This window comes from Comamonas testosteroni, from assembly GCF_014076415.1.
GTDB lineage: Bacteria > Pseudomonadota > Gammaproteobacteria > Burkholderiales > Burkholderiaceae_C > Comamonas > Comamonas testosteroni_F.
In genome coordinates, this window is sequence record NZ_CP043568.1 from 4,972,830 (window position 1) to 4,997,885 (window position 25,056).

At 61.6% G+C, this 25,056-nt stretch carries 26 protein-coding genes; 13 read left to right on the plus strand and 13 right to left on the minus strand.

Annotated features, from left to right (window positions below; translation table 11 throughout):
• Positions 1 to 11: 11 nt before the first annotated feature.
• Complete coding sequence (locus F0P97_RS22925; protein WP_182284451.1) at positions 12 to 761, minus strand: hypothetical protein; 750 nt, start codon at positions 759 to 761, stop codon at positions 12 to 14.
• The gene (locus F0P97_RS22930) at positions 700 to 1,509 is read right to left on the minus strand and encodes an SURF1 family protein (RefSeq protein ID WP_182284452.1); all 810 of its coding nucleotides are present in this window, start codon (positions 1,507 to 1,509) and stop codon (positions 700 to 702) included. The genes F0P97_RS22925 and F0P97_RS22930 overlap by 62 nt, the downstream gene beginning before the upstream one ends.
• 14 nt (positions 1,510 to 1,523) lie before the next feature.
• Here F0P97_RS22930 and F0P97_RS22935 point away from each other — a divergent pair, with 14 nt between their 5' ends.
• On the plus strand, positions 1,524 to 1,766 hold the full coding sequence (locus tag F0P97_RS22935) for a twin transmembrane helix small protein (RefSeq protein ID WP_057093433.1): 243 nt from the start codon (positions 1,524 to 1,526) through the stop codon (positions 1,764 to 1,766).
• A 130-nt stretch (positions 1,767 to 1,896) separates the two neighbouring features.
• Here the strand turns inward: F0P97_RS22935 and F0P97_RS22940 are convergent, their stop codons facing one another.
• From F0P97_RS22940 to F0P97_RS22965, 7 genes are all read right to left on the minus strand, one after another.
• Complete coding sequence (locus tag F0P97_RS22940; RefSeq protein WP_182284453.1) at positions 1,897 to 2,778, minus strand: cytochrome c oxidase subunit 3; 882 nt, start codon at positions 2,776 to 2,778, stop codon at positions 1,897 to 1,899.
• 88 nt (positions 2,779 to 2,866) lie between these two features.
• Complete coding sequence (locus F0P97_RS22945) at positions 2,867 to 3,064, minus strand: DUF2970 domain-containing protein (RefSeq protein ID WP_003071276.1); 198 nt, start codon at positions 3,062 to 3,064, stop codon at positions 2,867 to 2,869.
• Positions 3,061 to 3,675: a cytochrome c oxidase assembly protein gene (locus F0P97_RS22950; RefSeq protein ID WP_182284454.1), complete on the minus strand. Its 615-nt coding sequence runs from the start codon at positions 3,673 to 3,675 to the stop codon at positions 3,061 to 3,063. Before F0P97_RS22950 ends, F0P97_RS22945 begins: the two co-directional genes overlap by 4 nt.
• Before the next feature lie 35 nt (positions 3,676 to 3,710).
• On the minus strand, positions 3,711 to 3,821 hold the full coding sequence (locus F0P97_RS27745; RefSeq protein WP_232538029.1) for a cytochrome oxidase small assembly protein: 111 nt from the start codon (positions 3,819 to 3,821) through the stop codon (positions 3,711 to 3,713).
• Positions 3,822 to 3,831: 10 nt separating this feature from the next.
• The gene (gene ctaD / locus F0P97_RS22955) at positions 3,832 to 5,475 is read right to left on the minus strand and encodes a cytochrome c oxidase subunit I (protein ID WP_182284455.1); all 1,644 of its coding nucleotides are present in this window, start codon (positions 5,473 to 5,475) and stop codon (positions 3,832 to 3,834) included.
• Positions 5,476 to 5,509: 34 nt separating this feature from the next.
• On the minus strand, positions 5,510 to 7,084 hold the full coding sequence (gene coxB, locus F0P97_RS22960; protein ID WP_182284456.1) for a cytochrome c oxidase subunit II: 1,575 nt from the start codon (positions 7,082 to 7,084) through the stop codon (positions 5,510 to 5,512).
• A gap of 580 nt (positions 7,085 to 7,664) precedes the next feature.
• A complete protein-coding gene (locus F0P97_RS22965) occupies positions 7,665 to 8,519 on the minus strand; it encodes a class I SAM-dependent methyltransferase (RefSeq protein WP_232538030.1) in 855 nt (284 codons plus the stop codon).
• 144 nt (positions 8,520 to 8,663) lie between these two features.
• Here F0P97_RS22965 and F0P97_RS22970 point away from each other — a divergent pair, with 144 nt between their 5' ends.
• The 3 genes from F0P97_RS22970 to F0P97_RS22980 all read left to right on the plus strand — a co-directional run bounded on the left by F0P97_RS22970 (position 8,664) and on the right by F0P97_RS22980 (position 10,431).
• Positions 8,664 to 9,404: a ComF family protein gene (locus F0P97_RS22970; protein ID WP_232538031.1), complete on the plus strand. Its 741-nt coding sequence runs from the start codon at positions 8,664 to 8,666 to the stop codon at positions 9,402 to 9,404.
• 70 nt (positions 9,405 to 9,474) lie between these two features.
• Complete coding sequence (gene trmL, locus F0P97_RS22975) at positions 9,475 to 9,969, plus strand: tRNA (uridine(34)/cytosine(34)/5-carboxymethylaminomethyluridine(34)-2'-O)-methyltransferase TrmL (protein ID WP_182284459.1); 495 nt, start codon at positions 9,475 to 9,477, stop codon at positions 9,967 to 9,969.
• Between the two features lie 87 nt (positions 9,970 to 10,056).
• A complete protein-coding gene (locus F0P97_RS22980; protein ID WP_232538032.1) occupies positions 10,057 to 10,431 on the plus strand; it encodes a DUF4148 domain-containing protein in 375 nt (124 codons plus the stop codon).
• A gap of 103 nt (positions 10,432 to 10,534) precedes the next feature.
• On the opposite strand, the gene F0P97_RS22985 is transcribed toward F0P97_RS22980, so the two are convergent.
• A complete protein-coding gene (locus F0P97_RS22985) occupies positions 10,535 to 10,999 on the minus strand; it encodes a MaoC family dehydratase (RefSeq protein ID WP_182284460.1) in 465 nt (154 codons plus the stop codon).
• Positions 11,000 to 11,131: 132 nt separating this feature from the next.
• Complete coding sequence (locus F0P97_RS22990) at positions 11,132 to 11,764, minus strand: LysE family transporter (protein ID WP_003075471.1); 633 nt, start codon at positions 11,762 to 11,764, stop codon at positions 11,132 to 11,134.
• Between the two features lie 204 nt (positions 11,765 to 11,968).
• Between F0P97_RS22990 and kefC the strand changes: the two genes are divergently transcribed.
• Positions 11,969 to 13,861 carry a glutathione-regulated potassium-efflux system protein KefC gene (kefC, locus tag F0P97_RS22995; protein ID WP_182284461.1) on the plus strand — a complete coding sequence of 631 codons (1,893 nt, stop codon included), beginning with the start codon at positions 11,969 to 11,971 and terminating at the stop codon, positions 13,859 to 13,861.
• Between the two features lie 16 nt (positions 13,862 to 13,877).
• A complete protein-coding gene (locus F0P97_RS23000; protein ID WP_182284462.1) occupies positions 13,878 to 14,330 on the plus strand; it encodes a DUF1841 family protein in 453 nt (150 codons plus the stop codon).
• Between the two features lie 155 nt (positions 14,331 to 14,485).
• Here F0P97_RS23000 and F0P97_RS23005 read toward each other — a convergent pair whose 3' ends face one another.
• A complete protein-coding gene (locus tag F0P97_RS23005) occupies positions 14,486 to 15,148 on the minus strand; it encodes a c-type cytochrome (protein ID WP_182284463.1) in 663 nt (220 codons plus the stop codon).
• A 116-nt stretch (positions 15,149 to 15,264) separates the two neighbouring features.
• Between F0P97_RS23005 and F0P97_RS23010 the strand changes: the two genes are divergently transcribed.
• The 7 genes from F0P97_RS23010 (at position 15,265) to F0P97_RS23040 (ending at position 24,671) form a co-directional block, all read left to right on the plus strand.
• Entirely contained in the window at positions 15,265 to 16,107 is an 843-nt protein-coding gene (locus tag F0P97_RS23010) for an AAA family ATPase (protein WP_182284464.1), read from the plus strand.
• Between the two features lie 30 nt (positions 16,108 to 16,137).
• Complete coding sequence (locus F0P97_RS23015; protein ID WP_003071240.1) at positions 16,138 to 16,359, plus strand: hypothetical protein; 222 nt, start codon at positions 16,138 to 16,140, stop codon at positions 16,357 to 16,359.
• 11 nt (positions 16,360 to 16,370) lie between these two features.
• On the plus strand, positions 16,371 to 16,973 hold the full coding sequence (locus F0P97_RS23020) for a GNAT family N-acetyltransferase (RefSeq protein WP_182284465.1): 603 nt from the start codon (positions 16,371 to 16,373) through the stop codon (positions 16,971 to 16,973).
• 18 nt (positions 16,974 to 16,991) lie between these two features.
• Complete coding sequence (locus F0P97_RS23025) at positions 16,992 to 18,179, plus strand: vWA domain-containing protein (protein ID WP_003071236.1); 1,188 nt, start codon at positions 16,992 to 16,994, stop codon at positions 18,177 to 18,179.
• A gap of 121 nt (positions 18,180 to 18,300) precedes the next feature.
• On the plus strand, positions 18,301 to 20,091 hold the full coding sequence (locus F0P97_RS23030) for an autotransporter assembly complex protein TamA (protein WP_182284466.1): 1,791 nt from the start codon (positions 18,301 to 18,303) through the stop codon (positions 20,089 to 20,091).
• A gap of 2 nt (positions 20,092 to 20,093) precedes the next feature.
• On the plus strand, positions 20,094 to 24,338 hold the full coding sequence (locus F0P97_RS23035) for a translocation/assembly module TamB domain-containing protein (protein WP_182284467.1): 4,245 nt from the start codon (positions 20,094 to 20,096) through the stop codon (positions 24,336 to 24,338).
• 57 nt (positions 24,339 to 24,395) lie between these two features.
• Entirely contained in the window at positions 24,396 to 24,671 is a 276-nt protein-coding gene (locus F0P97_RS23040) for a hypothetical protein (protein WP_182284468.1), read from the plus strand.
• Positions 24,672 to 24,709: 38 nt separating this feature from the next.
• Here F0P97_RS23040 and F0P97_RS23045 read toward each other — a convergent pair whose 3' ends face one another.
• Entirely contained in the window at positions 24,710 to 24,985 is a 276-nt protein-coding gene (locus F0P97_RS23045; RefSeq protein ID WP_182284469.1) for a metal/formaldehyde-sensitive transcriptional repressor, read from the minus strand.
• Between the last annotated feature and the right edge of the window lie 71 nt (positions 24,986 to 25,056).

Below are 25,056 nucleotides of genomic sequence, written 5' to 3' on the forward strand. Positions count from 1 at the left end.
GGCTTCAACAGCTATTTCTGCACCGTGTCGGCCGTGGCTCGCCCAGCCTCGTCCCACGAGGCGGAAGCGCGCAGCAACCGCTCCAGATCGCGCTTGGCCTTGCCTGCCGCGGCTTTGTCCATGCTTGCCGGAAAGCGCATCATCCAATGGCCCTGCGGATCGACCACATACAGATGCTCGTCCAGCGCATGCCCGGCCTCGGGCTTGAGCCAGTTGCCGATGACTGCTGCAGGTACACGTAACGTTGTGGCTTGCTCGGCAGCCGGCAAGATTTTTTCAGGCACGGGCTGCTGGTCGCTGATGAGCCAGACCCAGTCCAGCCGGTCTTTTTCACGACCCAGGGTTTCACGCAGCTGGCGCTGCAGATAGAGATGATCCTGACAGCGCTGTCCGCAGTCCCCGGCACTGGTGCTGATCAGCAACCACTGGCCCTTGAGGCTGTTCAGATTCACGCTGCGGCCGTCCAGCGTCGTGGCCTGCACTTCGGGCAGGCCGGGCTGCTCGGCAATCAGCTCGCCATAGCTGCGCTGCTGCGTAGGACGCAATACGTAGTAGGTGAAGTAGGAGGCCAGCACCGGAGCTGCACAGACCAGCAGCACGGCCAGCATCTTCCAGCGACCGCTACGCGCCTGCTGCATCTGCCGTGTCTGGCTCTGCGCGGGATCGGGCAGGCTGTGAACCGCAAAGCTCAGCGGTTCATCACTGTGGCCGCGCTGCGTGGCGGCCGGGGTAATAGCGTCGGACGAGTTGAAACCAGACATAGAGCAACACCACCAAGACACTGAGTCCGAACCACTGAAATGCATAGCCGTAGTGCTTTTGCACACCGGCATTGATCTGCGGCCAGTCGCGCTGCAAGCCTTCGCTGGCGCTGCCGCTTTGCACCACGCTCAGCCCCAGCAGCGGCAAGCCGCTTTGCTGCGCCCACTGGGCAATGTCTGCATTCTGTCGGATGCGCGACTTTTGCCCATCAGGGTCTGCCCCGCCATGGGCAGCCTCCAGCTCCATCAGCCTGGATGGCGGCGCTTGCAGCCTGCCCTCGATGCTGACCATGCCTGCAGGTGTCTGCACCTCGGGCAGGACGGCGCGGTCCATGAAATTGCGCGGTGCCCAGCCACGCTGCACGACGACGACCCTGTGTCCGTGAGGCGCATTCAGCCTGAATGGCGTGAGCACGTAGAAGCCGGCCCGGCCCTGCATCTGCCGGTTGTCCAGAAACACGGTCTGCTCGGCCAGCCACTGGCCCTGCAGCTGCACAGTGCGATGCAGCAGCTTCGCCTGCTGCGCTACGTCAATGGATTCGGCTGCCAGCGGCACCTCGGCGGCCAGCTCTGCGTTATGCCAGGGCTGAAGCGCCTGCTGGCGCTCGATGGCATCAAAGATGGCCTGCTTCTGCGCTGCCCGGCCCAGCTGCCAGACGCCCAGCGATGCAGTGACGGCCACGCAGGCCAGGGCCGCCAGGGAGATCAGGAGAAACCGCCAGAGGTCTGGAAATCGGGAAATGCGCACCAGATAATCCGTTCATGAAATTCGTGATCATTCTCGCTTTTCTCGCCATTTTGGCGAGCCTTGGCAGTGCGCTGTTCTTCATGATGCGCAGGGGCGACGGCAGCGAAAGCTCGGAGGCCGACGATGCCGAGCGCAGCCGCAAGATGTTCCGCGCCCTGGCCCTTCGCGTGGCTTTGTCGATTGCGCTGTTTCTCTGCGTTCTGCTGGCTGCCAAGATGGGATGGATACAGCCCACGGGCTGGCAGCCCGGGCAATAGCCGGCTTGCTTGAGCGCTTTTTGCGCTCCCAAAATAAAAGCGCCTTGCGCCTGCCTTTCATGGAGTTCAGCGTTGTTTAATGCTGAACTCCATGCCGGCCTTGCGCAAGACGCTTCTATTTTTGAGAGTCTTACATCCAGTACACGAGAATGTAAAGAAAGACCCAGACCACATCCACAAAGTGCCAGTACCAGGCCGCACCTTCAAAGCCGAAATGGTGCTTGTCGGTAAAGTCTCCCTTCATCAGACGGATGGTGATGAAGAACAGCATCAGCATGCCCACCAGCACGTGGAAGCCGTGAAAGCCCGTCAGCATGTAGAAGGTGGAGCCGAATACGCCCGAGTTGAGCTTGAGGTTGTAGTCGTTGTAGAGATGGTGGTACTCGTAGCCCTGCACGCACAGGAAGACAAAGCCCAGAATCACCGTCATCCACATGAAGCTGATGCAGCGCGCCCGGTTGTTGACCTGCAGCGCATGGTGGGCGATGGTCAGCGTCACGCCCGAACTCAGCAGCAGCGCCGTGTTGATGGTGGGCAGCCAGAACGGCCCCACGGTCTTGAACGGCTCGACGATATTCGCGGGCGACGCCGTGGCACCGGGGGCAACGCTGGGCCACACGGCCTGGAAGTTGGGCCACAGCAGCTCGTTGGCCAGACTGCCCAGCGCCGGCACCGAGTGCGCGCGTGCCCACCACAGCGCGGTGAAGAAGGCGCCGAAAAACATCACCTCCGAGAAGATGAACCAGCTCATGCTCCAGCGGTAGGACAGGTCGATCTTGCGGCTGTTGAGACCGGCCTCGCTTTCGCGCGCCGCATCGCGGAACCAGACAAACAGCACGGCCAGCCACCAGACCAGACCGACGAACAGGGAATACATTCCCCAGTCATGACCATTGATCCAGGTGCCTGCGCCCAGAATCACAAAGAACAGACCGATGGCCGCCATCACGGGATGGCTGGATTCGGCTGGCACATAGTAGTAAGGGGTTGCGCCCTGCGGGGTTGCACTCATCACTCGGCTCCTGACTCTGTTGATCGTTGTTTTGACCGACGCTCCACTATCACTTGCACTGCATTCGCCACACCTGTTTCAGCAAAGGCTAAACGACCAGGTTGACGATCCATATCAACGCTAATACCAAGGCAAAAATCGCCACCAGCCCCACGGCAATCACATGCAGCGGCGTGATGCTGGCGAAATCCTTTTCGTACTCCTTGCCCTTGCGCACGCCCAGCATGGCCCAGGCGACGGCCACAATGCTTCGCCAGAATCCGGTCTTCTTGACATCCTGTGTCATGAGCTGCCTCCTGGCGTGACGACTGCAGCCGTGCTGCCTTCGGGCGCTGCCGGGGTCTTGCCACCGACCTCGAAGAATGTATAGGACAGCGTGATGGTCTTCACATCCTTGGAGATGCGCGGATCGATGACGAAGGCCACCGGCCACTCACGCTTCTCGCCGGGCTCCAGCGTGTACTGCGAAAAGCAGAAGCACTCCAGTTTGTTGAAGTAGGCCGTGGCCTGGCGCGGCGCATAGCTGGGGATGGCCTGAGCAGCCATGCGCCGGTTCTGCACGTTCTGGAATTCGTACATCACCGTGGCCAGCTCGCCGGGGTGGACCTGCACCGAACGCAGGGCCGGCTTGAAGTCCCAGGGCCCGCGTGCATTGGCATCGAACTCCACGGTGATGGTGCGGCTGGTGTCGATCTGGCTGTTGGGCGGAAGCTTCACGTCGCGGCCCGCCACGCCGGCACCGGGCACCTGCTTTTCGGACAGCGACAGGATGTTGATGCCCGTCAGCTCGCAGATATGCTTGTAGATGGGAATGAGCACATAGCCGAACGCAAACATGCCCAGGGCAACGATCGCCAGCTTGCCCACCATCTTCGCGTTTTCCTTGGCTATGCTCACCTCAAGCTCCTCCAATCGGTTGCCATCGGGCTGCCTCAATGCAGCCAGGCCATCTTCACCACAAAGCCGATAAAGAACACGGCAGCCGTGGAGGCCAGGATCAGTCCCAGCCTCAGGTTCGCCTTGCGCTGTTCCTGCGTCGTCATATGCGCCTCCTCAGGCTATCACCTTGGTGGCGGTTTCATCGAGCTTGGGCGGCGTCTCGAAGGTGTGGAACGGAGCCGGAGAAGGCACTTCCCATTCCAGGCCTTCGGCCGCTTCCCAGGGCTTTTGCGATGCCTTCTCGCCATGACCGCGCATCGCGGGCCAGACGACGAACAGGAAGAAATACACCTGCATCAGGCCGAAGCCAAAGCCGCCGATGGAGGCAATCATGTTGAAGTCGGCGAACTGCATGGGGTAGTCGGCATAGCGACGCGGCATGCCGGCCAGTCCCAGGAAGTGCATGGGGAAGAAGGTGATGTTGAAGAAGATCAGCGAGCCCCAGAAGTGGATGCGGCCACGTGTCTCGGAATACATCACGCCCGTCCACTTGGGCGACCAGTAGTAATAGCCGGCGAACATGGAGAACAGCGAACCGGCCACCAGCACATAGTGGAAGTGAGCCACCACGTAATAGGTGTCCTGCAGCTGGATGTCGATGGGGGCCATGGACAGGATCAGCCCCGTGAAGCCGCCCATGGTGAACACGAAGATGAAGCCCACGGCGAACAGCATCGGGGTTTCAAAGCTCATGGAGCCGCGCCACATGGTGGCCGTCCAGTTGAACACCTTCACGGCCGTGGGCACGGAGATCAGCATGGTCGCGTACATGAAGAACAGCTGACCCGTGACCGGCATGCCCGTGGTGAACATGTGGTGCGCCCAGACGATGAAGGACAGGATGGCAATGGCCGCCACGGCATAGACCATGGAGGTGTAGCCGAACAGCTTCTTGCGGCTGAAGGCTGGCACGATCTGGCTGACGATACCGAAGGCCGGCAAGATCATGATGTAGACCTCGGGGTGGCCGAAGAACCAGAAGATGTGCTGATACATCACCGGATCGCCGCCGCCCGCAGGATTGAAGAAGCTGGTGCCGAAGTGGCGGTCGGTCAGCGTCATGGTGATGGCTCCGGCCAGCACCGGCATCACGGCAATCAGCAGATAGGCGGTGATCAGCCAGGTCCAGGCAAACAGCGGCATCTTCATCAGCGTCATGCCTGGCGCACGCATGTTCAGGATGGTGACAATGATGTTGATCGCGCCCATGATGGAGCTGGCACCCATGATGTGCATGGCAAAGATGCTGGTGTCCATGGACGGGCCCATCTGCAGCGTCAGCGGCGCATACAGCGTCCAGCCGGCCGCCGGCGCACCACCGGGCATGAAGAACGAGCCCACCAGCATGATGCCGGCGGGAATCAGCAGCCAGAAGCTGAAGTTGTTCATGCGTGCAAACGCCATGTCGGACGCACCGATCTGCAGCGGCAGCATCCAGTTCGCGAAGCCCACGAAGGCCGGCATGATGGCGCCAAACACCATGATCAGCCCGTGCATGGTGGTGAGCTGGTTGAACAGCTCGGGGTTGACGATCTGCAGACCGGGCTCGAACAGCTCGGCACGGATCAGCATGGCCAGGATGCCTCCCACCATCAGCATGGTGAAGGAGAACAGCAGGTACATCGTGCCGATGTCCTTGTGATTGGTGGCAAACAGCCAGCGGCGCCAGCCCGAGGGCATGGCGTGGTGATGGTCGTCGTGCCCATGGTCGTGACCATGGCCCTCATGGGTGTGGACGGGAGGAACTACGGCGCTCATATTCTTTTCTCCAATCGGTCTCTATACCCGGGGCTTACTTCGCGGCCGTGATGTCAACACGGCGTGCCTGCTGGTCCGAGCCTGCAGCAGCCGTGATGGTCTCGGGCTTGCGCAGCTCGATGCGGTCTCCCGCAATGCCGCTGTCCTCCAGCAGCTTGGCCACGGCCTTGGCTCGCTCCTTGGCCAGCTCCGCGTTCTTGTCGGCATTGCCGGTGGAGTCCACAAAGCCCGACAGGGCAATCTTGCCGTCCTTGTGGGCACTCCAGTACTCGGCCGCCTTCTTCACCGCAGCCTGAGCCTTGTCGTCCAGCACGCTCTTGCTGGTCTCGAAAAAGACCTGATAAGGGCCGGCATCGCTGGCCGCAGCGGCTGCGCCTTGCGCAGGGGCGGCGGAGTCAGCCGCAGGAGCTGCGGGTGCAGTACTGCCTCCGCCTTCAGGAAACTTGCCGCCACGCGCAGCCACGAACTGGGCGGGCTGCACCAGCTGGCCGGTCTGGTTGCTCCAGTGGTTCTTGGCAAAGGTCACCACTGCAGCCAGTTCGGTGTCGCTCAGCTGCTTCCAGGCCGGCATGGCACCGTTGGCGCGGCCTTCGAGCACGGCATGCATCATGTCGGCCGTGGGGCCCAGCACCACGGGACTGCCGTCCAGCGGCTTGATGGGACCGGCCCCCTTGCCATTGGCCTGGTGGCAGGCTGCGCAGTTGGCTGCATAGACTTTTTCGCCACGTGCCACCAGATCGGCCAGCACCCAGACCTTGTTCGGATCATCGGCCTTGGCGGCCAGCTTCTTCTTTTCTCCGGCCACCCAGGCGGTGTAGGCTTCGGCAGACAGCACCTTCACGTGAATGGGCATGTAGGCATGTTCCTTGCCGCACAGCTCGGCACACTGGCCGTAGTAGTCGCCGGTCTTCTCGGCCTTGAACCAGGTATCGCGCACAAAGCCGGGAATCGCATCCTGCTTGATGCCAAAGGCCGGCACCATGAAGGAATGGATCACATCGTTGGCCGTGGTGATGATGCGCACCTTCTTGCCCACCGGCACGACCAGCGGGTTGTCCACCCTCAGCAGATAGTCGTTGGGCGCCTTGCTCACATCGCCGCTGTTGGACATCTGGCGCTGGGCGTTATCCAGCGTGGAGATGAAGCCCAGGCCTTCGCCCTCTCCGCTCAGATAGTCATAGCCCCATTTCCACTGATAGCCGGTGGCCTTGATGGTGAGGTCGGCATTGGTCGTGTCTTTCTGTGCCACCAGCACCTTGGTGGCAGGCAGCGCCATCAGAATCACGATGATGAAGGGAGCCACCGTCCAGGCCACCTCCACCTTGACCGACTCATGGAAGTTCGCGGCCTTGGCTCCCTGGGATTTGCGGTGCTTCCAGATGGAATAGAACATCACCCCGAATACCGCGATGAAGATCACCGTGCAGATGATGAGCATCATCCAGTGCAGCCAGTGCTGCTCCACGGCAATGCGTGTCACAGGCGGATGCAGATTGAGTTGGTTGACGGCAGGGCCTCCCGGCAGATCCTGCGCCGCATAGGCCATGGAACTACCCCACGCCGCCAAGGCCAAACTCCAGGGAACCAGCTTGGTGGAAATGTTTTTCATCGTTTTCACTTACCTCTAAGCCTCAGTTGTCCACTCGCTCACACCGCTTCGTGCCGCTGCCGGCCAGAAGGCTGTGACACTCACACTACCTCGCGAACTTCAACGCAGCATGCCCCAGAATTTGATAGCACTGTCTGCGCGCATTCACTAATGCATGTACCGGAAACTCATGCCAACCGGGCTTGCGCAGGCAAGCCTGACCGGACTTGAAACTCGTACTGGCAAGCGCATCTCACGGCAAGTGCCGGAGATGGCTGAAACTGGCCTGACAGCCAAGACAGAAGGGAAGAAGATGGGACGCTCCTGCACCGCGGCCACCGCCGGGCACAGGGATGCGTCAGCGCAGCAAAAGGCTGGCTTGTGGTGATGATGAAATGCGAAAACCGGCCGCTGTCGAACCCGCTGGCCAGTCCCCTTGGCAAAGCGAAACACCCGATATCTCCCCTGGCGGCTTGGGCCGCACTGTCTGTTTTCCTTCAGGCAGGAGAGAAGCCCGAAGAATTGCTGCTATCCATGAAATAACTTGGAGAAATTGTAGGCAGCTTTGTGTCGAATCAATGACCGGAAAACGACAGATGTGCTATCGCAAACCCGCGTTGCGTGGCTGCTTGAGCATGGCCTTCATGTCTTCCAGCGACACGGCACTATTTGCTTCCAGACGCAGCTTGGGCTGCGGTTTGTAGGCGTGGCCATAGACGATCTCGAAGGTCAGCGAGAGCTGGCCATCGGGCTGCTTGTCGGCCCAGCGCTCCTCGATTTTCTGCAGCAGCCCGGCCTTCCAGCCACGACCGCGCAGGCCGGCAAAACGCCCGGGGTGCAGATTGCGGCCCAGTTCGCGCAGCTCCTGCAACAGACGCTGCGGCGTGGCAAAGGTCAGGGTGATGCGCTCCATGTCCATCACCGGTTCGGCAAAGCCGGAATGCACCAGCATGTCGCCCCAATCATGCATATCGGTAAACGTATGACCTGCCGGCCCCCAGCCCAGTTCGGCGTAGAGCCGATGCAGTTGCTGCACGGTATCCGGCCCGAGGCAGGAGAACATGACATAGCCATCGACCTTGAGTGCCTTGTGCCAGCGCTCGATCAGAGTCTGCGGATCGGCTGCCGTATGCAGCAGCATATTGGCCCAGAGCATGTCCATGCTGCCGTCTGCAGGCGCGGTCATGTGAGCAGCAGCCCCCTTCCAGCGAGAGAGCTGCCACCAGCGGCTGCCGAGCTTGTCCTGCGCCACGACCTCGCGGCGAGCCACGGGTTCATAAATCGTGCATTCGGCCTGCGGATAGCGCTCGCGCAGCAACTGGTGTGCCTGCATGCCGCCGCGCACCGGCTCCCAGTGGCACCATTTCTCAGGCGGCTTCACTATCCAGTCCAGGCGCTGCTGCATGCGACTGGCCACCTCTTCGTGCAACCAGGGGGACTCGGCCGGAGCGGCCATTTGCCAATGGTTTGCAGCTGCAGAATCGATTGTTGGAGGCAGGACGTGGGACATGGGCAGACAAAAGCAGGCAGAGAGTCGAGCAAGCGAGCCGCTCGCCAACTGCCGGAGTGAAGATCAATGCGGCGCGAGTATATTGATTCCATGCCCGACCTTCATGCGACATGGCTTTCACACCTTCGCCGCCAGCAGCAGCGTTGGCTGGATGCCTTGCCCAGCCAGTGCGCAGTCTGTGGACGCTGGCCGGGGCCACGCGTCTGCCGCGACTGTCATGCACGCTGGGCTCTGCACAAGCATCGCTGCCACAGCTGTGCCCTGCCGCTGCCTGCACTGGTCAGCCTATGCGGCAACTGCCTCAAGCAACCACCCCGACTCAAGCGCTGCACCGCCGTGCTGGACTATGCCTACCCCTGGCAAAACCTCATCACACGCTACAAATTTCAAGCCGATCTGGGGCTTGTGCGCAGTCTGGGCAGGCTGATGGCCAATCACCCCGAAGTCAGGGAGCTGCTGCGGGCCTGCGATGCCTTGCTGCCCATGCCGGCCTCCAATGAGCGCGTGCGCGAGCGCGGCTTTGACCACAGCCTGCTGCTGGCACGCTCTCTCTCGGAGCAATACGACAGCCCTTTGCCCTTGCTGAGCGAGGCTGTGCAACGCCAACATCTGGAGCTGCCCCAACATGCCTCCAGCCGGGAACAAAGGCTGCGCCAGCTGCGCGGCATTTTCAGACTCGCCCCGGCTCGACAGGCTCTGGTGAAAGGACGGGAGATTTTGCTGCTCGACGACGTGATGACCACCGGTGCCACGCTGGATGCACTGGCAGACTGCCTGCTGTCGGCCGGCGCTGCATCGGTAAGCGCCGTCGTGCTGGCACGCACGCCTTGACCCATATTCGCCAGTCTGGAACTGCGCAGGCGGCAGCGTGGGTAACAGCCGGACTGCACAATAGCGCCCCATGTTTCATATCGTTCTTGTGGCGCCCGAGATCCCTCCCAACACGGGCAACGTCATCCGTCTGGCTGCCAATACGGGTTGCAGCCTGCATCTGATCGAACCGCTGGGCTTTTCCATGGAAGACCGGCATATGCGCCGCGCCGGACTGGACTATCACGAGTACGCCAATGTGGCCCGCCACGCCAGCTGGGACGTCTTCCTCGAAACCTGTCAACCGCAGCGCGAGCGCATGTTCGCCATGACCACGCATAGCAGCAGTCCGGCCCATACCATGGAGTTCAAGGCCGGCGACTGGCTGGTCTTTGGTTCTGAAAGCAAGGGCCTGCCGCCCGAAGTGCGCGCCCAGTTCCCCAACGAGCAGCGACTGCGCCTGCCCATGCTGGCCTCTCAGCGCAGCCTGAACCTGTCCAACGCCGTGGCCGTGACGGTGTTCGAAGCCTGGCGCCAGCAGGGTTTCGCGGGAGCTGCCCTTGCAGAGCCCAAGACGGTTCTTTAAGTTCCCGCTTATTGTCTCTATTTTCGGAACAATAAGTTGCGCAACAGGGGGTTTTTCTCGCAATTAGATCGTCCTAAAGTACGACTCATGGACTTGCAGCCGACCGACGATATCCGCCAGGACTGCAGGCCCGATGTACCCAAAGGACGAATCATGAAATACGCCAACCGCCTCGCCATCGTTGCCACTCTGGCCATGTCCGCCGCCGCTGCACAGGCCGCAGGCTTTGACTTCACCGGCGATCACTACCCTCCCGAAGTTGCAGGTCAATCCACCCTGACCCGTGCTCAGGTCAATGCCCAGGTGCAGGACGCCATGGCCAAGGGCCAGCTGCAGCTCGTTGGCGATGCCTATCTGCCCCTGTCCCAGCAACAGCAATCCAGCAACCTCAGCCGTGAGCAGGTGCGCCAGGAAACCATTGCCGCAGGCAAGGCCGGTTTGCTGGACAACTATGGCGAATGACAGACTCTGCGCAGCACCCTGCTGTGCAAGGTGCGGCTCAATAACAAAGCCCCAAGGCGCAAGCCAGGGGGCTTTTTTCATGGCTTGAAAATTACTCCGCGAATCAGGCCGCAGCACCAAAGCTGCGCGCCAGCGACTCGGCCACGCACACAGGCTTGTCGCTGCCTTCGCGCTCCACCGTCACCAGCCAGGTCATCTGAATGCCCTCAGGCTCGATGCGTTCCGCCGCCTGCAAGGTCATGCGAGCCCGCAAGCGGCTGTTGACGGGCACGGGAGCCATGAAGCGCACGCGGTTGAGCCCGTAGTTCACCCCCATCTTGGCGCCTTCGATCTTGAAAGTGCCTTCGAAGAACTTCGGCAGCAGGGACAGCGTGAGAAAACCATGGGCAATCGGTGCACCGAACGGCCCCTGGGCCGCACGCTCGGGATCGGTATGAATCCATTGCTGATCGCCTGTAGCGTCGGCAAACATTTGAATCTGGGCCTGGGTGATGGTGATCCAGTCGCTGACGGCGACTTCCTGCCCAATCGAGGCCAGCACTTCGGAGTAGGAGAGAAAGGTTTTCATGCCCCCAATGTAGAAGCCCCCTGCCCTGCGCCATGTCTGACGCGGGACAAGGGGCTTACCCTAAATCATTCGATCCAATATACCGCTAGCTCAATCTACTCATACACTGGCAGCTATGCTTTTCAAAGCGGCTCAGGCTTCGCTGGAGCGCTGAACAAAAAACAGGCCAGTGCCCACGGCCATCAGCAGGCCGCCGAAGACGCGGTTCTGATTGCGCATGGCGCGTGCGCTGCGCATCAGACCACGCAAGGCGCTGGCACCTGCTGCATAGCTATGCATCACCGTGGTGTCCACAGCCAGCATGGTCACGGCCAGAATCGCCAACTGAGGGGCCAGAGGACGGCTGGTGGTCATGAACTGCGGCAGCACGGCCACCATGAAGATGATGCCCTTGGGATTGGTGGCATTGGTCAGAAAGCCCGTCAGCACGCGCTTTTTGAGACTGGCCTCGGGCACGGCCTCTTGCGTTGCCAACGGCGAGCCACCGGAACGCCACTGGCTGATGCCCAGATAGATGAGATAGCCGGCGCCCACGATCTTGACGGCGTTGAAGGCCCACTCTGACGCCATGAGCAGCGAGCCCACGCCGGCACCTGCTATCAACAGGATGAGCAGCAGACCGAGTTGCAGACCCATGATGGTGGCGCTGGTCTTGCGCACACCGTAGGACAGGCCGTGGCTCATGGACAGCACGGCACCCGACCCAGGCGAGACCGCAATGATCCAGGAGGCCACAAAAAAAGCAAACCAGGTGTGCAAATCCATACTCACTCCAAACGCCGATCTAAAGCGCCAGTCACAAAGCGCCTATCTTAAAAGTTGCGCTGCCGACTTGCAGACGCATGGTTGACCAGGCGCTATAAGCACCAGGTAACCATTCGTCCCATTTTTCTTTCTGTCAAAAATCTGACGCCTGGTTGCGGGTGCCAAAATGGAATCTTTCTAGGGTTAACACCACATAACATTCCCATGGAACACGGCTCTCCCATCTGGCTGACTTACGGCTTCATCTATCTTACGGCGGCGGTTCTGGCTGTCCCCATCGCCAGAGCCCTGGGCCTGGGAGCCATCATCGGCTACCTGGGCGCCGGCATTGCCATGGGCCCCTGGGGTTTTGGCCTGGTGCGCAATGTGGACGACATCCTGCACTTTGCCGAATTTGGCGTGGTGCTGATGCTGTTCGTGATCGGACTTGAGCTGCAGCCCAAGCGCCTCTGGGAGCTGCGGCGACCGATCTTTGGCTGGGGCATGGCGCAAATGGCGGTCTGCACCGGGATTCTGTTTCTGGCCGCCTGGGCCTTTGGTCTGTCCTGGCGCGTCAGCCTGATTGCGGGCATGGGCCTGGCACTGTCGTCAACCGCTGTCTGCCTGCAGATCATGGCCGAACGCAATCTGATGCGCACTCCCAGCGGACAGGCCGCCTTCTCCATCCTGCTGTTCCAGGACGTGGCGGCCATCCCCATCCTGGCGCTGATTCCGATTCTGGGCGCTTACAAGGCCGCCCATGCCAGCCACGGCGACAGCCATGTCTGGCTGGCCATTCTCAAGACCGTGGGCACGATTGGCGCCGTCATCATTGGCGGCCGATTGCTGCTGCAACCGCTGCTGCGCTGGATTGCGCGCAGCAAGACCCCCGAGATCTTCACCGCCACCTCGCTGCTGCTGGTCGTGGGCATTGCGATGCTGATGACGCAGGTGGGCCTGTCCATGGCGCTGGGCGCCTTCCTGGCCGGTGTGCTGCTGGCCGACAGCGAATACCGCAGCGAGCTGGAAACCAATATCGAGCCGTTCAAAGGGCTGCTGCTGGGCCTGTTTTTCATGGCCGTGGGCATGAGCATTGACTTTGGCGTCATCCTCCAGTCTCCCTGGGCCATGGCCGCCATGGTGACGGGCTTTATTGCACTGAAGGCAGTGATGATCTTCGGTCTGGCCAGATTCATGCAGATTCCCTGGCGCGAACGCCCGGTGTTCACGCTGATGCTGGCGCAAGGCGGCGAATTCGCCTTTGTGGTGTTTCAGACCGCGGCGCAGTACAAGGTGTTTCGCCACAGCGTGTCTTCCATGCTGGTCGCGGCCGTGGCTCTGTCGATGCTGCTGGGCCCGCTGCTGCTGGTGCTGCTGGACAAACTGCTGCTGCGCCGCTTTTCCACCATCAAGGATGAGGAATGCGGCTCCGACAAGGCCAAGGAGATCTCCGAGCCTCAGGACTCGCCCATCATCATTGCCGGCTTCGGCCGCTACGGCCAGATCGTGGCTCGCGTGCTGCTGGCCCAGGGCATACGTCCGACCATCCTGGACCACAGCGTGGAAATGCTGGAGGCCGCGCAGATCTATGGCCACCGCGTGTTCTACGGCGATGCCACACGCATGGACCTGCTGCGCATCGCAGGCGCGGCCCAGGCCCATGTGCTGGTGATTGCCGTCGACACCACCGAGCAGTCCCTCAAGATAGCCAGTCAGGTGCGCAAGCATTTCCCCAACCTCGAGATCGTGGCCCGTACCCGTGACCTGGATCACTGGTTCCGCCTGCGCGATCTCGGGGTCGAGCATGCCCAGCGCGAAGTCTTCGAATCCAGCCTGATCTCGGCCCAGTCGGTGCTGGAGCTGCTGGGTCAGAGTCCGGCCGAAGCCAAACGCATCACGGCACGATTCAGGGAGCACAATCTGGCGCTGGCCGAGCGCATGTACCCGCATTACAAGGACAAGAACCAGCTGATTGCGGTGGCCAAGCAGGGCCGCCAGCAACTGGTGGAGCAGATGGCCAAGGAGCGTGCAGATCTGCTGGCCGACAACGCCGATGCACCCGATACGCCCCTGGCCAGCGAGCAAGACCACAGTCCGGCCGACGCTCGGCAGCCGTGATACGCTGCGCGCCATCATGTTCAACCCCAGCCAAGCCGACGTACGGCGATTTTTTTGCGGTGTGCGCGCCAAGATGATCAGCGGCGCGCCCATGGAGGCCATCGAGACGCTGGCCAGCCTGTGGATAGACGAGCACCCCGAGTACTTCGACGAGCTCTCCGACGTGGATGCCGCCGTGGCGCGCAACTACGACGCGGAGACCGAGCGTACCAACCCGTTTCTGCACCTGTCCATGCATCTGTCCATCAGCGAGCAGTGCAGCGTGGACTCGCCACGCGGCATACGCCAGGCCGTGGAACGGCTGACCAGAAAGCGTGATCTGCATGACGCCCATCACGCCGCCATGGAGTGCCTGGGCCAGATGCTCTGGGAAAGCCAACGTTCGGGACGCCCGCCGGATGGCGAGGCGTACGTCGCCGGAGTTCAGCGCCTGGCCACCACTGACGGCCGTTTTAAAAGTACCCCCTGATGCGCCGCGCAGCCTCCGCAGGGAGATGACACAATCGCGGCAGGAGGGCTCCAGCTCTGCCTCCCAAGCCCTGCGTACCGGGCCCCTGAGCTGCATACCGTTGAGAAAAAGCAAAAGCCCGTCTTCACGGGCTTTTGCTTTTTCTGAGACAAGGTCTATTTCTGGCCCAGGCGGAAGTGCGGCTGCGCCACTACCTGCATCTCGCTGTCCAGGCTACCGATGTACTTGGCGAGCTGCTGCAGCTCGTCGTTCTTGAACTGCTTGGCAATACCCGCCATCACGCCATTGCTGCGCCCGATGAGCGAATTGCCATCGGTTTTGTATGACTGCAAGGCGCGGAAAACATAGTCCGAATACTGCCCCGCCACCTTGGGGTAGGACGGGTCAATGGGTTTTGAAAAGCCTTCACCGTGACAGGAGAAGCAGGCACCTTTTTGCAGCAGCGCCGTGACGGCCGGGTTCGCCTCCTTGGCCTTGCCATCCTTGGCCTTGCCATGACCTGCATAGAAGGCCGCCACATCGGCCATGTCCTGCTCGCTCAGCGAGTCTGCAATGCCACGCATGGTGGGGTGTTTTCGTTCGCCTTTTTTATAGGCATTCAGGGCCGAGACGATATAGGCCTCATTCTGCCCGCCGATCATCGGCACCTTGTAAACCTCAGGGAAACTGGCCTGATAGCCAGTGATGCCGTGACAGCCTATGCACATGGCGATCTTGCCTTCGCCGGCCTTTGCATCGCCCTTGACAGCCTGAGCGTTTGCGATGCCGGTCACTGATGCGACAACTACTGCCAATACCGTGGTCCAAGTTTTTATCATTTTGCGCGCACAATCCTTCAAGAGTTCAGACGGGTGCTCAAATGCCTTGCTGCAGTGCAAACGATTATGGCAGTGAGAATTTCGCACGCTTATCAATACTTACGCTGATACCGCCCATGAAGTTTCAAGGTTCCGACAAATACGTGGCCACGCAAGATCTGATGCTGGCCGTCAACGCCGCCGCTACCCTGCAGCGCCCTCTGCTCATCAAGGGCGAGCCCGGCACGGGCAAGACCATGCTGGCCGAGGAAGTGGCTCAGGCGCTGGACATGCCGCTGCTGCAGTGGCACATCAAGTCCACCACCAAGGCCCAGCAAGGCCTGTATGAATACGACGCCGTGAGCCGCCTGCGCGATTCGCAGCTGGGCGACGAGCGCGTCAAGGACATTCACAACTACATCGTCAAGGGCGTGCTCTGGCAGGCCTTCACTGCGGAGCGCCCCGTAGCCCTGCTGATTGACGAGATCGACAAGGCCGACATCGAGTTCCCCAACGACTTGCTGCGCGAAATCGATCGCATGGAGTTCTATTGCTACGAGACGCACGAGATGATCCGCGCCAAACACCGCCCCCTGGTGTTCATCACCTCGAACAACGAAAAGGAACTGCCTGACGCATTTTTGCGCCGCTGCTTTTTCCACTACATCAAGTTCCCCGATGCCGACACCATGCGCCAGATCGTGAACGTTCATTTTCCCAAGCTGCAGGGCGAGTTGCTGAGCGCCGCCATGAAGGTCTTCTACGATGTGCGCAATCTGCCCGGCCTCAAGAAAAAGCCTTCGACCAGCGAGCTGATCGACTGGCTCAAGCTGCTGGTCGCCGAGGAAATTCCTGCATCGGCCCTGCAATCCGAGGAAGGCAAGGTCAGCGTACCGCCCCTGGTTGGCGCACTGCTCAAGAACGAACAGGATATGAGCCTGTTTGAAAAGCTGGTCTTCATGAACCAGCGCAACCGCTAACCTTCCTGAAGAACCGAGGAGACACAGCCCATGAGCACCGCACAACAACTGCTGCTGGAAGGCGGCTCCGACGCCATCGGCTTTGTGGGTGGAGCCCTGCTGGGCTGGGGCCTGTCCCATGTGCTGGGCCTTGACCTGTTTGCCCAGGGCTATGGTGCCGGCAGCATTGCCGCCATCGCCATGGTGGGGCTGGGCGGAGGCCTGGGGCTCAAGCTGGCACGACTCTGGCGCAGCAAGCGCAATCCACTTTGAGTGAGCAAGCTATGACCTTTGTAGAACCTGTGACCTTGCGCGACCGCGGCGTGCGACTGGAGCCGCTGGATCTGAGCCATGAGCCTGGACTGGCTGCGGCCGCAGCCGATGGAGAGCTGTGGAAGATTCGAGTGACTTCCGTGCCCGAGGCTGACGAGGTGCGCAGCTATATCGAAACCGCGCTGCTAGGCCGCGACCAGGGCCACCGCTTTGCGTTCGCCGTGCTCGACGATGCCACCGGCAAGGTGCTGGGCACGACCAGTTATCACGACATCGTGCCAACCATTCGCCGTGTGGAAATTGGCTACACCTGGTATGCCAAAAGCGTTCAGCGCACCCATGTCAACACTTCGGCCAAGCTGCTGCTGCTGGCCCATGCCTTCGGTACGCTGGGCTGCCATGTGGTGGGCTGGCGCACGGACAACTTCAACTTCGCCAGCCAGCGCGCCATCGAGCGGCTGGGAGCCAAGAAGGATGGCGTGATTCGCGGCCATGCTCTGCGCCGCGACGGCACGATTCGCGACACCGTGATGTACAGCATGCGCAGTGGCGAATGGCCTGAAGCCCGTGCACAACTGCTCTACCTTCTGGAGCAGCATGCACCCGCTGCATAAGCGCTGGAGGCATTTTTCATGCTGATCGATTTCTTCTATACCCTGCGTGCTGCCAAACTGCCTGTGTCGGTCAAGGAATTTCTGGCTCTGCTGGAAGCACTGGACGCGGGCATCATCGGCCCCAAGAGCGAGGATCGCTGGAGCCTGGACGACTTCTACCACCTGGGCCGAACCATTCTGGTCAAGGACGAGAAGCACTACGACAAGTACGACCGCGCTTTTTCCGCCTATTTCAAGGGCGTGGAGATGCTGGCCGACCTGACCAAGGAAATTCCGCAGGACTGGTTGCAAAAGCTTCTGGAGCGCGAGCTCAGCCCCGAGGACAAGGCCAAGATCGAAGCCATGGGCTGGGACGAGCTGATGGAGACGCTCAAGAAGCGCCTGGAGGAGCAAAAGGAGCGCCACGAAGGCGGCAACAAATGGATTGGTACGGGCGGCACCAGCCCCTTCGGTCATGGCGGCTACAACCCCGCGGGCATACGCATTGGCGGACCGGGCCGCAACAAGAGCGCCGTCAAGGTCTGGGAGCAGCGAGCCTACCGCGACTATGACGACACCCAGGAATTGGGCACGCGCAACATCAAGGTCGCTCTGCGTCGCCTGCGCAAGTTTGCGCGCCAGGGCAGCGAACTGGAATTGGACCTGCCGGACACCATCCGCTCCACGGCAGCCAATGCGGGCTATCTCGACATCAAGATGATTCCCGAGCGGCATAACAATGTGAAAGTGCTGCTGCTCATGGACGTGGGCGGCACCATGGACGAGCATATACAGCGCGTGGAGGAGCTGTTCTCGGCCGTGAAAAGCGAGCTCAAGCATCTGGAGTTCTATTACTTCCACAACTGTGTCTACGACTTCATGTGGAAGAACAACCGCCGCCGCTTTGCCGAAAAATTTCCGACCTGGGACATCATTCGCAAGTACAACAAGGACTACAAGCTGATCTTTGTCGGTGACGCGACCATGAGCCCCTATGAAATCCTGCAGCCCGGCGGCTCGGTCGAGTACATGAACGAGGAGCCCGGTGCCGAGTGGCTGCAGCGCCTGACGAATGCCTTCCCGCACTTTGCCTGGATCAACCCCGAACCTCAGGGCGTATGGCAGTACCGCCAGAGCATCAGCATCATCCAGCAGCTGATGGGGGACCGTATGTACCCTTTGTCGCTCAAAGGCTTGGAAGACGCCATGCGCATGCTGTCAAAATAGGGGCATGCCCCAGACCTTGCCCTTGAAAAAGCCGGCCTTGAGGCCGGCTTTGCTTTTGGGAGCCGCCTTGCTCCTCAGCGGCTGCAGCCTGCTTTCCCCCAAAGACAAAGAAGCCGAAGCCATGGGCATCGACACCAGCGGCCCCCCAGCCTTCACTCTGGAAGTCGATGCCCCCAAACAAGTCCGTGCGCTGCTGGAGCAGCATCTTGAACTCAAGCGTTTTCGCCACCAGCCCGATCTGCAGCGCCGCGAGCTGACGCGCCTGCTGGGCGCGACTGATGCCAACGTGCGCGAGCTGATAGGCACCCTTGGCTATTTCAGTCCCACGGTGACCGTGGAGCTGACCGATACTCCCGAGGAGGAAGCACCGCGCAAAGTGGTGGTCAGGGTCGATCCGGGCCCACCCACCATCATTGAGAAATCCGAGGTGCGTTTTGCCGGCATCAATGCCAGCGACGAGCTGGGGACCTCTCAGCGCCTGCAGATCGAGGAAACCTGGCCGCTGCAGGCCGGCGAGCAATTCTCGCAATCGGCCTGGAGCAGCGCCAAGAGCGGTGGTCTCAAGGAGTTGCAAAAGCGCCGTTACCCGCTGGCCCGCATAGATACCAGTCTGGCCGATGTGGATGCCGACACCAACAAGGCCCAGGTCAGCGTGAGCTATGACCCCGGCCCGGCCTATACGTTCGGTCCGCTGCAGATTGATGGTGCCGAGCGTTACGACCCGGTGCGCACGGCCCGTATTGCGCGCCTTCCGGAAGGTCAGGAATATGACTTGCAAAGCATGCTCGATGCGCAACAGCGCCTGGTCAGCAGCGGCTATTACGACTCGGTATTTCTCTCCCTGGCCGATTCGCCGCAACAGGCCGCTACCGACGCTGAGCGCGACGAACAGCGCAAGAATCAGGGTGCAGCCATCACCTCGCCGGTAATTGCCAAGGTGCGCGAAGCCAAGCTGCAGAAATGGGTGTTTGGTGTGGGTCTGAGCACGGACACCGGACCTCGTCTGTCCATCGATCACACTTACAACAAGGTCCCCGGTCTGAACTGGCGCGCCGTCAGCAAGCTGCAGCTGGACAGGAAGAACCCGCTGATCTCCACGCAGCTGGTCGGCCTTCCCGGAGAGGATCTCTGGCGCTGGTTTGCCAGCGGCAAGCTCGAACGTGCGCCTGCAGGCGACTTCTACACCAACAGTGCACAGATGCGCTTTGGCCGCTCCAAGGCCGAGGACCGCATAGAGCGCAATATGTACCTGCAGTACGACTACGCCAAGACCCAGGGCGCAGGTGCTCCGCCCGGTGCCTCCTCGCTGTTGGCCAACTATGGCTGGACGGCCCGCTATTTCGACAACAATCTGCTGCCCACCTCGGGCTTCGGCCTGGCCCTGGAGGCTGGTGCTGGCACCACGCTGACGCCGCAGCGCTCGCCGTTCGGGCGCCTCACTGGGCGCTGGCTCAGCCTGATACCGCTGGGCGAGCGCGACGAGGAAACCAGGCGCCACAGCCGCCTGCAGCTCAAGGCGGGAATCGGCGCCGTCATGGCCAAGAAAGATGTGGATCTGCCCACCACCATCATGTTTCTGACGGGTGGCGACAACACGGTGCGCGGCTACGGCTATCAATCTATTGGCGCTCGCACGGAAAACGATCGTGTGATTGCGGGTCGCTATCTGGCCATGGGCAGCGTGGAATGGCAGCGGCCCATCACCATCAAGGGCAATACGCAGGACTTCGAGCACGCCGTTTTCATCGATGCCGGCACCGTGGGCGATGACATCAACCGCCTCTACACCCGCGTAGGTTTTGGCACCGGCATTCGCTGGAAAAGCCCGGTTGGCCCAATTCAAGCAGATCTCGCCTGGGGCGCACAGGAGCAGCAACTGCGCCTGCACCTGCGTCTGGGCTTCACGTTTTAAGCATGGCAGAACAAAACACCTCCCCTCCCGCCAAGGCCTCCTCTTCGCCTCTCAAACGCCGCCGCTGGCTACGCGCGCTGGGCTGGACCTTTGCAGCGACCCTGCTCGCCCTGGTGGCGGCGCTTGGCAGCCTGCTGTGGTGGATTGGCAAGGACGACTCGCTCAACCAGACGCTGCAGCGTGTGGCCAGCTGGATGCCTGCAGACCAGTCCCTGGTCGCCAAAGAGGTCACGGGCAGTGTCAAGAACGGCGGCCGCATCGGCTGGCTGCAATGGCAGAGCCCGACCATGAAGGTCGAGGTCAGGCAAGCTCAGATCGGCTGGCAGTTCAGGCCTTTGCTACTGTCGCGCACGCTCAAGCTGGGCGAGGTTCGTATTGCCGAGTTGCGCATTGCCAGCACCCACGACCCCGACAAACCCGCCAGCGAACCGCTGCAGTCGCTGACCCTGCCGGTGAAGATAGAGCTGCCCTTCAAGGTCGACCAGATCATCTGGCAAGGCCCGCCCGAAGCCGTGGTGCAGGACCTGCACGGTCGCTATGAATACACGGGAACCAACCACGAACTCAAAGTCAGCAGCCTGCGCTTTGCCCAGGGCACCTATCAGGCCCAGCTGAAGCTGCAGGGCGCCGCTCCCATGGCTATGCAGGCCGAGGCCACCGGCGATGTGCAAATGCCCAACCCTCTGGACAAGGACGGCGACGCCGGCGCCACCATTGCCGTGCAGGCCAGGGTGACAGCCGAAGGCACGCTGGCCACCGAAGCGGCGAGGCTGGAGATCAAGGCCAATGCCAATGCCAGCGCCGAGATCTCCGGCGCAGACCGTCAAGGCAAAACAGCTCTAGCCCCCGAGCAGAGCAGCAACCGGCAGCCCTCAGGCTCGAAGTCCGGGCCAGCTGCAGACACTCCCCCCATGCAGGCGGATGTGGCGGCCAGCATCATGCCCTGGCGCGGTCAGCCGCTGCTGGCTGCCAAGGCCCAGCTACGCAATCTCGATGTCTCTGCATTCTGGCCTCAAGGACCGCGTACCCTGTTGACCGGCCAATTGCAGGCCGGCCCCGACGAAACGGTAGCTGCCGCTACGAACCTGGAGGCTCAGCCCTGGAACCTGAGCACCAGCTTCAGCAACGCGCTGCCCGGCCCCTGGGACCGGCAGCGCCTGCCCGTGGCCGAGCTGATGGCCGGAGCCCATTTCGACGGCCAGCAATGGCAGGTCGACGACTCTAGTATCCAGATCGGCAAGGGCAAAATCGCGCTCAACGGTCAGTTCACGCCGAGCACCCGGTTGTTTGAAGGCCTGGCGGTCGTGGAACAGCTCAACCCGGCCGATCTCTACAGCACACTGGAAGCCGCCCCTCTGGAAGGCGAAATCAGCGCCAAGGCTGTGCAAGCCGAGCCTGGCAGCGGCGATGCCGCTGCCAGCAAGATTGTGTTTGCCGCCAATCTGCATGCAGTGGACGGCAAGCGCGACAACAAGACGCTGCGCATTCAGACCCTGGCTGCCAAAGGCCAGTGGCAGGCCCCGCTGCTGCAGCTGGAGAAACTACAGCTAGAAGCCCTGCAGGCCAGCGTCGACGCCCAGTCCGTGGAGTTCAATACAGAAACCCAGCAGGCCAAGGCTCGACTCAAGGCTGCGGTGCCCGGTGCGCAACTGAACTTTGACGGGCAGATGAGCCCTGCCAGCGGCACTGTCCAAAGCCAGCTGCAGCTCAGCTCCATGAGCACGCTCACACAATGGCTGCGCAAACTGCCGGGCGTGAAGGACCCGCTGGGCGGCGCTCAACTCGATGGCAGCGCAGATTTGCAACTGGCTCTGAAGGGCGGTTGGGAGAATCTGCTCAAGCGCTTGAGCGCCGCCCATGGCGCGGCCATTCCCGCCAGTGGCTTGCAGATCCAGGCCAAGCTGCGCGCCGAGAAGATTCGTTATCTGCCTGCCGGCACCGCAGTCGACCAGGGTGCCGTCTTGCCTGCGCTGGCACTGAACATTGACGGCAGCCCCGAAAATGCCAGGATCGGTCTGGCCGCGCAGGCCCAGCAAGCTGGCAAAAGCATACAGATCGACACCGCTTTGCAAGCCGGCCTGACGGGCGGCAAGGGCACGGCGCCGCAGGACTGGCAAGCCAGTCTGCAAAAGCTGCAGGCCCAGCTCACACCCGACAAGAACAAGCCCGCCCCCTGGGTGGTGCAGTTGCAAGCCGGAGCCCCCGTGCTGATCAAGCAGCGCACCAGTGGCAGCACGGTGCTGAGCACCGTCTATCAGTTCAGCGCCGGCAAGCTGCAGATCACGCCCCCGAAGTTGGGCATCAGGCGTACCAGCAGCGAGCCGCTGGCACCTGCGCAACTGGCATGGGATGATGGCTCCGTCACCCGTACCGGCAGCGGCCAATGGGGGCTGCGCAGCGCAGGGCAAGCCCTTGGAATTCCGCTGGCCTGGGTCGATGCATTCAGCCTGGGCGATGACGATCCACCGCTGGAGGCAGCCGGCATTTCCGGCGACCTGAGCTTCAACACGCGCTGGAACCTGGACACCTTGGGCAAGGATCTCAAGGCCGATCTCACTGTCGAGCGTGCCGCAGGCGATCTGCGGCTGGCAGTAGACGATGGCTCCAGCACTACCGTCATCCAGACTACCGGCCCCACCGCCACACGCGCTGGCGGCACACGCACGCGCCAGATCAGCGGCGCAGGCATGCGCTCGCGCATCAAGGACATTCGCCTCAACGTGCAGGCACAGGGTAGTCAGGTCAACGCCAAGCTGCTCTGGGATAGCGAGCGTGCAGGCAAGCTCAGCGCCGACCTGCGCACCCAGCTCAGCTATCAGCAGGACCGCTGGACGCTGCCCGCCACGGCGCCTCTGTCCGGTCAGTTGCACGCCAATATGCCAGATATGGGACTGTGGGCCCTGTTTGCGCCACCAGGCTGGCGCATTCAGGGCACGCTGGCGGCGGACGCCAGCATCAGCGGCACCTTGCAGGACCCCAAGTGGCAGGGCGATATCAAGGCCGATGGACTCAATATCGTGTCTCTGCTCGATGGCGTTGACCTGCGCGACGGCATTCTGCGTGCCAAGCTGCAAGGCACCAGACTGGACATCACCGAACTGCGCCTCAAGGGCGGCAAAGGCAGCCAGGCGCGCATTCTGGGATATAGCGGCAACCTGACCCGTGCCCCCGAAGACGGCGGCCAGCTCACCGGCACGGGATATGCCCAATTCACACCGCCGGGTACAGGGAGCGAGTCAGGCCTGAGCATGAATCTGCAGGCCAAGGCCAGCAAGCTGCAGGTACTTGTGCGAGCTGACCGCCAGGTCAGCGTCTCCGGCGATCTGCAGGCACGACTGGAGCAAGGCCAGTTCACGCTGCGCGGCGACCTCAGCGTCGACAGAGCCTCCATCATCCTGCCCGAGGAATCCGCACCATCGCTGGACAAGGATGTGGTCGTGCGCTCGGCGGCATCGCGCAAGGCCGAAGAGGAAGAACGCCACCGCGCCGAGCAACAGGCCCGCAAGGAGCAGGCCCGGGCCACGCCGCGCAAGGTACCCGACATTCTCGTCAAGCTCGACATGGGCCGTGACTTTGCTCTGCAAGGCTTTGGCATCACCACGCGGCTGCTGGGCCAGCTCGAAGTACGAGGTGCCAGCTACATCGGCGGCCCGCCCAGCGTGACTGGCGAAATCCGTACCGAGCAAGGTCGCTACCGGGCCTGGGGCCAGTCGCTGAATGTGGAAACCGGCCTGATCCGCTTCAATGGTCCCTATAACAACCCCTCGCTGGACATACTGGCGCTGCGCCCGAATATTGCCGTCAAGGCTGGCGTGCAAGTGCTGGGTACGGCCAGCGCACCACGCGTGCTGCTGTACTCGGATCCCGCTCTGCCCGATGCAGAAAAGCTCTCCTGGGTGGTCATGGGCCGTGATCCCGCCTCTGGTGGGGCCAGCAGCGCCTTGCTTCAGCAGGCCGCCATGGCCTTGCTGGCCGGCGGCAACAGCTCAAGCGGCAAGATTGCGGGAAGCCTGGGTCTCGATGAGGTCGGCTTCAAGGGCGGCGGCGACGGCACGGATGCTGCAGGTGCTGCACTGACCATGGGCAAGCGCATCTCGGACAAGCTCTACCTGACCTATGAGCAGAGCCTGTCGGGAGCCATGGGCATCATCTACATCTTCTACGACCTGTCGCGCAGCGTCACCTTGCGCGCTCAGACCGGCATGACCAGTGCCATGGACATCGTCTATACCGTTCGCAAGGACTAAGCATGAAAACATCCTTTACCCCTTTCCTTGCATACGATAGACGCTATCAATTTTGCTATGCCACGCAACCGCACCGCGCTTGAGCAAGCCGCAGGCAAGCTCATACTCCGCATCCAGCAGGAATGGATTCTGGAACTGGGTGAGCCTGCGGCCGCAGACAGCGAGCAAGTCATGAACCGCGCCCATGACTTGCTGCAGGCCGCATCGGCCCGCCGGCCCGGCCTCGGGCTGCAGCAGCAGTCGATCGAAGAATTTCTGGGCAGGCAATGGCTGCACGGCCATCCTGGCGTGCAGCCATTCGTCAACGATCTGGCGGCGCTGGTGCAGTCCTGATCCATCTATTCAGGCCCTCAGCGGCCTGCTGCCACGCCTTATTTGACGTAGGAACGCAGCACCTTCACGACCAGTTCCAGGTCCTGCTCACGCTGCTCGGCCGTTGTCGCTTCGGCACCCAGGTGCTCGCGCACATGGCCTTCAAGCAACTCCAGCATCAAGCCATTGACAGCCCCGCGCACAGCCGCCAGTTGCTGCAGCACCACGGCACAGTCCCGCCCCTCTTCCAGAGCCAGCTCCAGTGCCTGCGTCTGCCCCTTGATGCGGCGAATGCGCGCGAGCAATGGTTTTTGATTCGAAACGGTATGCGACATGGGCAGGAATTGTAGTCCTCATGCCTGCGCGGAAAAAATACTGGGGTAGAGTATATAAAAACAAGCCAGCC

Excerpts from the sequence above, each read along its gene's own strand:
- F0P97_RS22925 (WP_182284451.1), bottom strand. The coding sequence starts at position 761 with ATGTCTGGTTTCAACTCGTCCGACGCTATTACCCCGGCCGCCACGCAG.
- F0P97_RS22935 (WP_057093433.1), top strand. The coding sequence starts at position 1,524 with ATGAAATTCGTGATCATTCTCGCTTTTCTCGCCATTTTGGCGAGCCTT.
- F0P97_RS22940 (WP_182284453.1), bottom strand. The coding sequence starts at position 2,778 with ATGAGTGCAACCCCGCAGGGCGCAACCCCTTACTACTATGTGCCAGCC.
- F0P97_RS22945 (WP_003071276.1), bottom strand. The coding sequence starts at position 3,064 with ATGACACAGGATGTCAAGAAGACCGGATTCTGGCGAAGCATTGTGGCC.
- F0P97_RS27745 (WP_232538029.1), bottom strand. The coding sequence starts at position 3,821 with ATGACGACGCAGGAACAGCGCAAGGCGAACCTGAGGCTGGGACTGATC.
- ctaD (WP_182284455.1), bottom strand. The coding sequence starts at position 5,475 with ATGAGCGCCGTAGTTCCTCCCGTCCACACCCATGAGGGCCATGGTCAC.
- coxB (WP_182284456.1), bottom strand. The coding sequence starts at position 7,084 with ATGAAAAACATTTCCACCAAGCTGGTTCCCTGGAGTTTGGCCTTGGCG.
- F0P97_RS22965 (WP_232538030.1), bottom strand. The coding sequence starts at position 8,519 with ATGGCCGCTCCGGCCGAGTCCCCCTGGTTGCACGAAGAGGTGGCCAGT.
- F0P97_RS22970 (WP_232538031.1), top strand. The coding sequence starts at position 8,664 with ATGCCCGACCTTCATGCGACATGGCTTTCACACCTTCGCCGCCAGCAG.
- trmL (WP_182284459.1), top strand. The coding sequence starts at position 9,475 with ATGTTTCATATCGTTCTTGTGGCGCCCGAGATCCCTCCCAACACGGGC.
- F0P97_RS22980 (WP_232538032.1), top strand. The coding sequence starts at position 10,057 with ATGGACTTGCAGCCGACCGACGATATCCGCCAGGACTGCAGGCCCGAT.
- F0P97_RS22985 (WP_182284460.1), bottom strand. The coding sequence starts at position 10,999 with ATGAAAACCTTTCTCTCCTACTCCGAAGTGCTGGCCTCGATTGGGCAG.
- F0P97_RS22990 (WP_003075471.1), bottom strand. The coding sequence starts at position 11,764 with ATGGATTTGCACACCTGGTTTGCTTTTTTTGTGGCCTCCTGGATCATT.
- kefC (WP_182284461.1), top strand. The coding sequence starts at position 11,969 with ATGGAACACGGCTCTCCCATCTGGCTGACTTACGGCTTCATCTATCTT.
- F0P97_RS23000 (WP_182284462.1), top strand. The coding sequence starts at position 13,878 with ATGTTCAACCCCAGCCAAGCCGACGTACGGCGATTTTTTTGCGGTGTG.
- F0P97_RS23005 (WP_182284463.1), bottom strand. The coding sequence starts at position 15,148 with ATGATAAAAACTTGGACCACGGTATTGGCAGTAGTTGTCGCATCAGTG.
- F0P97_RS23010 (WP_182284464.1), top strand. The coding sequence starts at position 15,265 with ATGAAGTTTCAAGGTTCCGACAAATACGTGGCCACGCAAGATCTGATG.
- F0P97_RS23015 (WP_003071240.1), top strand. The coding sequence starts at position 16,138 with ATGAGCACCGCACAACAACTGCTGCTGGAAGGCGGCTCCGACGCCATC.
- F0P97_RS23020 (WP_182284465.1), top strand. The coding sequence starts at position 16,371 with ATGACCTTTGTAGAACCTGTGACCTTGCGCGACCGCGGCGTGCGACTG.
- F0P97_RS23025 (WP_003071236.1), top strand. The coding sequence starts at position 16,992 with ATGCTGATCGATTTCTTCTATACCCTGCGTGCTGCCAAACTGCCTGTG.
- F0P97_RS23030 (WP_182284466.1), top strand. The coding sequence starts at position 18,301 with ATGGGCATCGACACCAGCGGCCCCCCAGCCTTCACTCTGGAAGTCGAT.
- F0P97_RS23035 (WP_182284467.1), top strand. The coding sequence starts at position 20,094 with ATGGCAGAACAAAACACCTCCCCTCCCGCCAAGGCCTCCTCTTCGCCT.
- F0P97_RS23040 (WP_182284468.1), top strand. The coding sequence starts at position 24,396 with ATGCCACGCAACCGCACCGCGCTTGAGCAAGCCGCAGGCAAGCTCATA.
- F0P97_RS23045 (WP_182284469.1), bottom strand. The coding sequence starts at position 24,985 with ATGTCGCATACCGTTTCGAATCAAAAACCATTGCTCGCGCGCATTCGC.